At 54.0% G+C, this 8,359-nt stretch carries 8 protein-coding genes; 6 read left to right on the top strand and 2 right to left on the bottom strand.

Annotated elements, in window-relative coordinates; all coding sequences use genetic code 11:
• Positions 1–95: 95 nt before the first annotated feature.
• The gene (gene rnhA / locus ACEQ15_RS00930) at positions 96–530 is read right to left on the bottom strand and encodes a ribonuclease HI (RefSeq protein WP_370277088.1); all 435 of its coding nucleotides are present in this window, start codon (positions 528–530) and stop codon (positions 96–98) included.
• Entirely contained in the window at positions 517–1,290 is a 774-nt protein-coding gene (locus ACEQ15_RS00925; RefSeq protein WP_370277087.1) for a class I SAM-dependent methyltransferase, read from the bottom strand. Before ACEQ15_RS00925 ends, rnhA begins: the two co-directional genes overlap by 14 nt.
• Positions 1,291–1,389: 99 nt before the next feature.
• Here ACEQ15_RS00925 and gloB point away from each other — a divergent pair, with 99 nt between their 5' ends.
• From gloB to ACEQ15_RS00895, 6 genes are all read left to right on the top strand, one after another.
• Positions 1,390–2,163, top strand: coding sequence for a hydroxyacylglutathione hydrolase (gene gloB / locus ACEQ15_RS00920; RefSeq protein ID WP_370277086.1), 774 nt, complete (start codon positions 1,390–1,392; stop codon positions 2,161–2,163).
• Positions 2,164–2,556: 393 nt separating this feature from the next.
• The gene (locus tag ACEQ15_RS00915; protein WP_370277085.1) at positions 2,557–4,020 is read left to right on the top strand and encodes a LysM peptidoglycan-binding domain-containing protein; all 1,464 of its coding nucleotides are present in this window, start codon (positions 2,557–2,559) and stop codon (positions 4,018–4,020) included.
• Positions 4,021–4,029: 9 nt separating this feature from the next.
• Positions 4,030–4,278, top strand: coding sequence for a hypothetical protein (locus ACEQ15_RS00910; RefSeq protein WP_370277084.1), 249 nt, complete (start codon positions 4,030–4,032; stop codon positions 4,276–4,278).
• 143 nt (positions 4,279–4,421) lie between these two features.
• Positions 4,422–6,236 (top strand): extracellular solute-binding protein, encoded by a 1,815-nt coding sequence (locus ACEQ15_RS00905; RefSeq protein ID WP_370277083.1) that lies wholly within the window; start codon positions 4,422–4,424, stop codon positions 6,234–6,236.
• Complete coding sequence (locus ACEQ15_RS00900; RefSeq protein ID WP_370277082.1) at positions 6,236–7,336, top strand: microcin C ABC transporter permease YejB; 1,101 nt, start codon at positions 6,236–6,238, stop codon at positions 7,334–7,336. The genes ACEQ15_RS00905 and ACEQ15_RS00900 overlap by 1 nt, the downstream gene beginning before the upstream one ends.
• Complete coding sequence (locus ACEQ15_RS00895; RefSeq protein WP_370277089.1) at positions 7,333–8,358, top strand: ABC transporter permease; 1,026 nt, start codon at positions 7,333–7,335, stop codon at positions 8,356–8,358. Before ACEQ15_RS00900 ends, ACEQ15_RS00895 begins: the two co-directional genes overlap by 4 nt.
• The last annotated feature ends 1 nt before the right edge of the window (position 8,359 follow it).

The following is an 8,359-nucleotide window of genomic DNA, read 5'->3' as shown; positions in this document are numbered from 1 at the left end:
GGTCAATACCCGTTGTTTCAGTATCGAGTACAACTTGTCTCATTCAGCTTTCTCTCAGCGCTACATTGTTGGAGAATTAAGGAAAAGGGCGTCTTTCAGGCTATTTGTTCACAACCCTTGTTAGCCAGCGCATCGGCTCGTTCATTGCCCGGATGGCCACTGTGCCCTTTCACCCAGTGCCATTGTACATTGTGGCGCTGCACCTCTTCATCCAGACGCTGCCACAGGTCGGCATTCTTAACCGGTTGCTTGGCGGCAGTTTTCCAGCCGTTTCGCTTCCAGTTTTTCATCCACTCAGTAATGCCTTTTCGTACGTATTGAGAGTCGGTAGTCAGTTTAACGTCACAGGCACGCTTCAGCACAGCCAACGCCTCAATCGCAGCCATCAGCTCCATACGGTTGTTGGTCGTATTCGCCTCGCCGCCAAAAATCTGTTTTTCGTTGTCACCGTATCGCAGCACCGCGCCCCAGCCACCCGGGCCAGGATTACCTTTACACGCACCATCGGTGAAGATCTCAACGACTTTCACTTATTTGTCCCCGAACACTCGGCTCCGCAACCGGCAGATTGATAAGCCGACCACGTGCCCTTTCCTCAATTATTGGCGTCATGCCCGCCACATCTTTTCGCGCCAGCATCAGTGTAAATGCCCCGCGCTCTTTAAAAGCCCTTCGCCCCCAGTGCTCAAACCGACAACAGCGCTTACGCCATTTTTCGTTTTCAAACGGCGCCAGGAAGTACTCTGACCGACGCTTTAATTCCGTAAGTTCAAGCAACTGAAACCAGTCCGACAGGCGTCGGTGGCTGATAAAATGACCATTCCAGGGTACATCCGGCTCTCTCCCCTTGAACCGGCGGTATAACCCCCAAAGACTGGACGGATTGAATCCCACCATCAACAGATGACCACCCGGCCGCAGAATACGCGCTGCTTCACGCAACACCTGATGCGGGCTTTGGGCAAAATCCAACGCGTGGTGCAGCACTACAACATCGACACTGTGCTGCTCAAACGGCAATTCACTGCTGTCTGCAACCACGCAGTTGTCTGACAATCCCAACTCAGTTTTTGGCACCACAATAAATTTGTTACGTACCGGACTTTCGTCATACAGACAAACACGTGAATCCACGCCAATCTGCACCAGATGGTAGCCAAACAACGTCGGCAAAATGCGAGAAATCAGCGCACTTTCCGCTTCCAGCAGCTCGCGCCCGACCGCTGAATCGAACCACGCCTGCAGATCAGGCGTCATATCTTTCAGGGGAGGTTGTGATTGAAAGCTCATTCGCCGCTCCGATCAAAACCGTTCGTTATCAACGGCTACTTTAACATTGCAGATTATTATAAAGTACCACTAACCGGCTTTTATCATTGAGGTTTTTCTATGTTTGACGTAACTCCGATTCCGGCGTTCAACGATAACTATATCTGGGCGATCTCCGTCGACGGTCAGGATCAGATTGCCGTAGTTGATCCCGGCGATGCCACACCTGTAGAAAACTACCTTAACGAAAACGGGCTGCAACTCGCGGCCATTCTGGTCACCCACCATCACCATGATCACACCGGCGGTATTTCCAAATTAGTGGAAAACCACCAGGTGCCCGTTTACGGACCGGAGAACAGCCAGTTTGATGGCATAACCCAGCCCCTGGCCGACGGCAGTTCCCTGGAACTGTTTGGCCACACACTGAACATCCGTACCATTCCAGGCCATACGCTGGATCATATTTCCTATTTGTACAGTGGCGAGACACCGCAACTGTTTTGCGGTGACACCCTGTTTCTGGCTGGCTGCGGCCGCATCTTCGAAGGCACACCCGCCCAGATGTTTGCTGCAATGGAATACTTTAAGACTCTAGCGGACAACACCGAGATCTACTGCACCCACGAGTACTCCTTGGCGAACTTGAAGTTTGCGGAAGCAGTAGAACCGGATAATGCAGACATTCAGGCAACCACACGCCAGTGCTACCAGTTGCGCGAAGACAACAAACCAACCCTGCCAACCACCATTGAACAGGAACGCCGCATTAACCCATTCCTGCGCACAGATGCCGAAGCCGTTATCCGCTCTGCCCGCGAATTCAGCGGACAGCCACTGAGTAGCGAGCTGGAAGTATTCACAGCGGTACGTGAGTGGAAAAACCAATTTTAATCTTTTTCCCACACCGATCACGCTGCACCCGGCGGCCTCACTGCCGCCGGGCTCAACTCCCCTCCAATCGGCAAAAGGGTCCAGATCAGCTTTCTCCGATGTACCAGTTGACCCTCTCTCGACCGCTCCATAGAATGCCCCGTTAACGTTAATCAGCCTGGCTAGAATCCAGTCAGGACAAGGCCTGCAACTCGCTTTTTTGTCTGCATACAGCGACAGGCCCAAGATGTTGGAAACGGGAAAATGACTCCAAATTTCAGATCAGTTGTAGTGGCCCTCCTGGGGTCTGTAGTACTCGCAGGGTGTCAGATCCTCCCGGAAAAGCAGGCAGGGACAGAGCCCGCATCTAATCATGAGAACACAGCGCAGTCTCAAGATAAGACGACCCCGGAGTTGGGCTCCGATTCGCAGGCTAAGGCAGACCAGCCGCAATCAGACCTGCACAACCCCAACAGCGATCTATGGGACCTGACTCGTGCCCACTATGCACTGAATCTGGATCGGAATAATTCGCGTATCAACGCGCAGGTAAAGTGGTTTAAGAAACACCCCCGCTACGTCGACCGCGTGGTCAAACGCGCATCCCGCTACTACCACTACATACTGCATGAAACCATCAAGCGTGGTATGCCAGCCGAGCTTGCACTGCTGCCAATCGTTGAGAGTGCCTACGACCCGTTCGCCTACTCCCATGGGCGCGCTGCAGGCGCTTGGCAATTTATCCCGTCAACCGGCAAATACTTCGGTCTGAAAAAGACCTGGTGGTACGACGGCCGTCGCGATATCGTGGCCTCCACCGATGCCGCACTGACCTACCTGCAGCAGCTACACAAACGTTTCGATGACTGGGAACTGGCACTGGCGGCTTATAATGCAGGCGGCGGCACCGTATCCCTGGCGATGAAGAAAAACCGCCGCAAAGGCAAACCAACTGACTTCTGGTCCCTGAAACTGCCGGCGGAAACCACCGCTTATGTACCTAAACTGCTGGCCGTTGCTAAAGTCTTCCGAGATCCACAACAACATGGCATCACCCTGCAGCCGCTGAAGAACGAGCCTTACTTTAAGGAGATTGCCACCGGTAGCCAGATCGACCTGGCACAAGCCGCAGATCTAGCTGGCATCGATACCCAGGAGCTGTACCTGCTCAACCCGGGCTTTAACCGCTGGGCAACGGATCCGGCCGGACCACACCGCTTGCTGATCCCAGTAGACAAAGCAGCACAGTTTGAGACTAAACTGGCAGCTCTGCCTGCTGAGCAGCGTGTGAAGTGGACCCGCCATAAGATCAAGTCGGGCGAATCGCTGATCGGCATTGCGAAAAAATACCGCACGACGGTTGAAGTCGTGCGTACAGCCAACAACATCACCGGCAACAACATCCGCGCGGGTAAAACTCTGGTGGTGCCAACGGCTAGCCAGCACGCCAGTGCCTACGTGATGAGCCAGGCGGAACGCTTGAATCGCAAGCAGGAGCAGATCGCGCGCCGCACTAACCGCCAGAAGATCAAACACACCGTAAAGAACGGCGAAAGTTTCTGGACAATCTCCCGCAAACACAAAGTGGGTGTACGTCAGCTGGCAAGCTGGAACAACATGGCACCCGGCGATCCACTGATGGTGGGTAAAACCCTGGTCATTTGGAAAACCCCTAAAGCAACAGGCCGCATCGCCAGCCAAGGTGTTATCCGCAAAGTGGGTTACACCGTACGCAGCGGTGATTCCCTTTCCCGCATCGCCAACCGCTTCAACGTCAGCGTAAACAATATCGTTGCCTGGAACGGGCTGGAGCGAAACAATATTCTTAAACCCGGGCAGCGACTCACGCTGCACGTGGATGTGACCCAAGCAAACTAAGGCGAATTTATGGACGCTACAGCCATCACCATCATTGTTGTCTCTACCGTACTTGCCATTGTCTTCAAGGTCGTGATTTTTAAGAAGATCCGCGCCTGGATGGATCAGGATCTGGTGAAGGGCCTGGCCAGTGATGACCACGCCAAGCTGATGTTTCTGCAAGAGAAACTGGACGCGATGAAAAGTGATGGCGTAGCCCGTAAAGAATTCCACGAGCGCCTGACCCACCTCGCAAACGAGTTTGAACAAAGCCGTTAAACGTCTGTCCGAAAGAAGAGTTCAGGGAGATACAAAAGGTAGAGTGAGTACTCTGCAGTTGTTGTTTGATCCTTCCTAAACTGGCGAAAGCCGCAAGTGGCTGATATAAATAGCTATTATCCCTTCTGGGTGACGGATCACAGATGAAAATCATAAAAACAGTTCTGGCTGGCGCTCTGCTTGCAGGAGCACTGTTCTCCAGTGCCAATGCGGCATCCACCGTTTCCCATGGCATCGCCATGCATGGAGACCTCAAATACCCCGCTGGCTTTTCCCACTTTGACTATGTAAATCCAGATGCGCCTAAAGGTGGTCGAGTTGTACAGTCTTCCCTGGGCACCTTTGACAGCTTCAATCCATTTATCATCAAAGGTACGGCCGCCGATGCAGTCGGTCTGATTTACGATTCACTGCTGGGCCGCTCCGACGACGAACCGTTCTCACTCTACGGCCTGGTGGCTGAAAAGCTGGAAGTCGCCGATGACCGCAGCTGGATCACCTTCTACCTCAATCCAAATGCGCGATTTAGCGACGGTGAATCCCTGAACGCCGACGACGTGATCTTCAGTGTTCAAACCCTGCGCGAACAAGGTGCACCGTTTTACCGCGCTTACTACTCGGATATCGATAAAGTCGAAGCGCTGGACGAAAAAACCGTTAAGTTCACCTTTAAACACAGCAATAACAAAGAGCTGGCACTGATCGTTGGCGACATTCCAATCTTCCCAAAGCACTACTGGGAAGGACGTGACTTCACAAAACCTAACCTTGATATACCGGTTGGCTCAGGCGCGTACGTCATCGACTCCTTTGAGCCCGGTCGCAGCGTCACCTTCAAGCGCAGCACAGACTACTGGGCTGAAGACCTGCCGGTTAATAAAGGCCGCCACAACTTCGACGAAATCGTTTACGACTATTACCGTGACGGCACGGTGGCCCTGGAGGCATTTAAAGCGGGCGAATACGACTTCAGACAGGAAAACAGCTCTAAGCGCTGGGCTACCGGTTACACAGGGGATGCTTTTGACTCGGGTAAAATCATGGTCAACGAGCTGGAGCATGAAAACCCAACCGGAATGCAGGCCTTTGTGCTCAATACCCGCCGGGCGAAGTTTTCCAATCCTGAGGTACGTAAAGCCCTAGCTTACGCCTTTGATTTTGAATGGACCAACAACGCCATTTTCTACAAAGCGTATACCCGCACCCATAGCTACTTCTCAAACTCTGAAATGGCCGCTACGGAACTGCCAACACCGGCAGAGTTAGCGATCCTGGAGCCAATCAAGGATCAGGTGCCACCGGAGGTCTTTACCAAGGTGTATCGCGCGCCCACCACCGATGGTAACGGTAAGATCCGAGGTCAACTGCGTAAAGCTAAACGCATCTTGCTAAACGCAGGCTGGACGTTGAAAGACGGTAAACTGCTCAATAAAGATACCGGCGAGCAGTTCACTTTTGAGATGCTGCTGGTCGACCCGGCTTTTGAGCGCGTGGTAGCTCCCTTCATCCGCAATCTGGAGCTGATGGGAATCAAGGCATCTATTCGCGTGGTCGATGTGTCCCAGTACATCAACCGTATCCGCGCTTTCGATTTTGACGTGATTGTCAGCAGCTTTGGCCAGTCCAGCTCTCCGGGCAACGAACAGCGCGATTTCTGGCACTCTTCCGGCGCAGACCAGCCGGGCAGCCGCAACGTTATCGGTATCAAGAACCCAGCGGTCGATTATCTGGTGGAACAGCTGATTCAGGCACCGGATCGCGAACAGCTGGTGTTGCGTACCCGTGCGCTTGACCGTGTACTGCAGTGGAACCACTACGTGATTCCGCAATTCCATATCAATAAATACCGTGTCGCCTATTGGGACAAGTTTGGCATGCCGGATAAGCGACCGCGTTATTCACTGGGTTTCGACACCTGGTGGGTCAAACAGGATGCTAGTGACGCTAAGGATAACTGATGGCCGCCTATATACTGCGACGTCTGTTACTCATTATCCCCACCCTGCTGGGGATCCTGACCATCAACTTCATCATCGTCCAGGCCGCCCCCGGCGGCCCGGTTGAGCAAACCATTGCTCAGCTACAGGGACTGGACGTAGGCGCCACCGCACGCTTCAGCGACACCAGCTCCGGCGATGTGGTTGGCGACGGTGGGCAAGCCACCAGCGGTGATAACCAGTCTCGCGGCGCGCGAGGCCTCGATCCAGAACTGGTACGCCAGATCGAGGAGTTATACGGCTTCGACAAACCCGCCCATGAACGCTTCCTTGAAATGCTGGGCAACTACCTTGTCTTTGATTTCGGCAAGAGCCTGTACAGCGACAAGGAAGTAATCGACCTGATCATTGAAAAGCTGCCGGTCTCGATCTCATTGGGACTCTGGACCACCCTGCTCACCTATATGATCTCGATACCGTTAGGGATTCGCAAAGCGGTCCGTGACGGCAGCTCCTTTGACGTCTGGACCAGTACGGCCGTCATCATCGGCTATGCCATCCCAAACTTCCTGTTTGCGATTCTGCTGATCGTGCTGTTTGCCGGGGGTACCTATTGGGACTGGTTCCCACTGCGTGGACTGACGTCTCCCGGCTTTGACGAGATGACCCTGTGGGAGCAGGTGAAGGACTACTTCTGGCATATTTCCCTGCCGGTATTGGCTTCGGTGATTGGCAGCTTCGCTACACTCACTATGCTGACCAAAAACAGCTTCCTGGATGAGATCAACAAACAGTACGTGCTCACGGCCCGCTCCAAGGGCTTGACCGAAAACCGTGTGCTCTACGGCCATGTGTTCCGTAACGCGATGCTGTTGATTATTGCCGGCATGCCTGCTGCGCTGATCGGTATCTTCTTTACCGGCTCCATGTTGATCGAGGTGATCTTCTCCCTCGACGGTCTGGGCCTGTTGGGTTACGAATCGGTGATCAACCGCGACTACCCGGTGATCTTTGGCACCCTCTACATCTTTACGCTGCTGGGCCTGATCCTGAAACTGATCAGCGACATCACCTATGTGGTGGTCGACCCACGCATCGACTTTGAAAGTCGGGAGCACTGACCATGAGCCCGATCAATCAACGCCGCCTTGAAAACTTCCGTGCCAACAAACGCGGTTACTGGTCCCTCTGGATCTTCCTGGCCCTGTTTATCGGCAGTCTGTTTGCCGAGCTGATCGCCAACGACCAGCCGTTGCTCGTCAAATACAACGGCGAACTCTATTATCCGATCGTGACCGAGTATCCGGAAACCGTCTACGGTGGCGAGTTTGAAAGCCCCACCGATTACAAAGACCCCTTCGTACAGGAGCTGATCGAGCAGGACGGTGCTGGCTGGATCCTCTGGGCACCGATTCGCTACAGCTACGACACGATCAACTACGAGCTGCCACAACCGGCGCCTTCACCGCCAACAACCGAAAACCTGTTGGGTACCGATGACCAGGCCCGTGACGTGCTGGCCCGAGTAATTTACGGCTTTCGCATCTCGGTACTCTTTGCCGTGGTGCTGACACTGCTCAGCTCCGTCGTGGGCGTCATCGCCGGTGCCGTGCAGGGATTCTATGGCGGCAAGGTAGACCTGTTCTTCCAGCGCTTTATCGAGATCTGGTCCGGGCTGCCGGTCTTGTTCCTGTTGATTATCCTGGCCAGCATCGTTGAACCAAACTTCTGGTGGCTGCTGGGCATTATGCTGCTGTTCTCCTGGATGAGTCTGGTAGACGTAGTGCGCGCAGAATTCCTGCGCGGCCGCAACCTGGAGTATGTACGTGCAGCCCGTGCGTTGGGCCTCGACAACCGGCTGATCATGTTCCGCCATATTCTGCCCAATGCGATGGTCGCCACCCTGACCTTTATGCCGTTTATCTTCAATGGCTCCCTGGTTACGTTGACTGCACTGGATTTCCTCGGCTTTGGCCTGCCGCCGGGCTCCCCGTCACTGGGAGAGCTGGTTGCCCAGGGCAAAGGCAACCTACACGCCCCATGGCTGGGTATTACCGCCTTTATCGTGCTTTCAACCATGCTGACCCTGCTGATCTTTATCGGCGAAGCGGTCCGTGATGCCTTTGATCCAAGGAAAGTGTAAG

The sequence above is a fragment of the Pontibacterium sp. genome (assembly GCF_964228735.1).
Taxonomy (GTDB): Bacteria; Pseudomonadota; Gammaproteobacteria; order Pseudomonadales; family Balneatricaceae; genus Pontibacterium.
The sequence above is the reverse complement of the archived record's forward strand: the minus strand, read 5'-3'. Positions and strand labels throughout refer to the sequence as shown.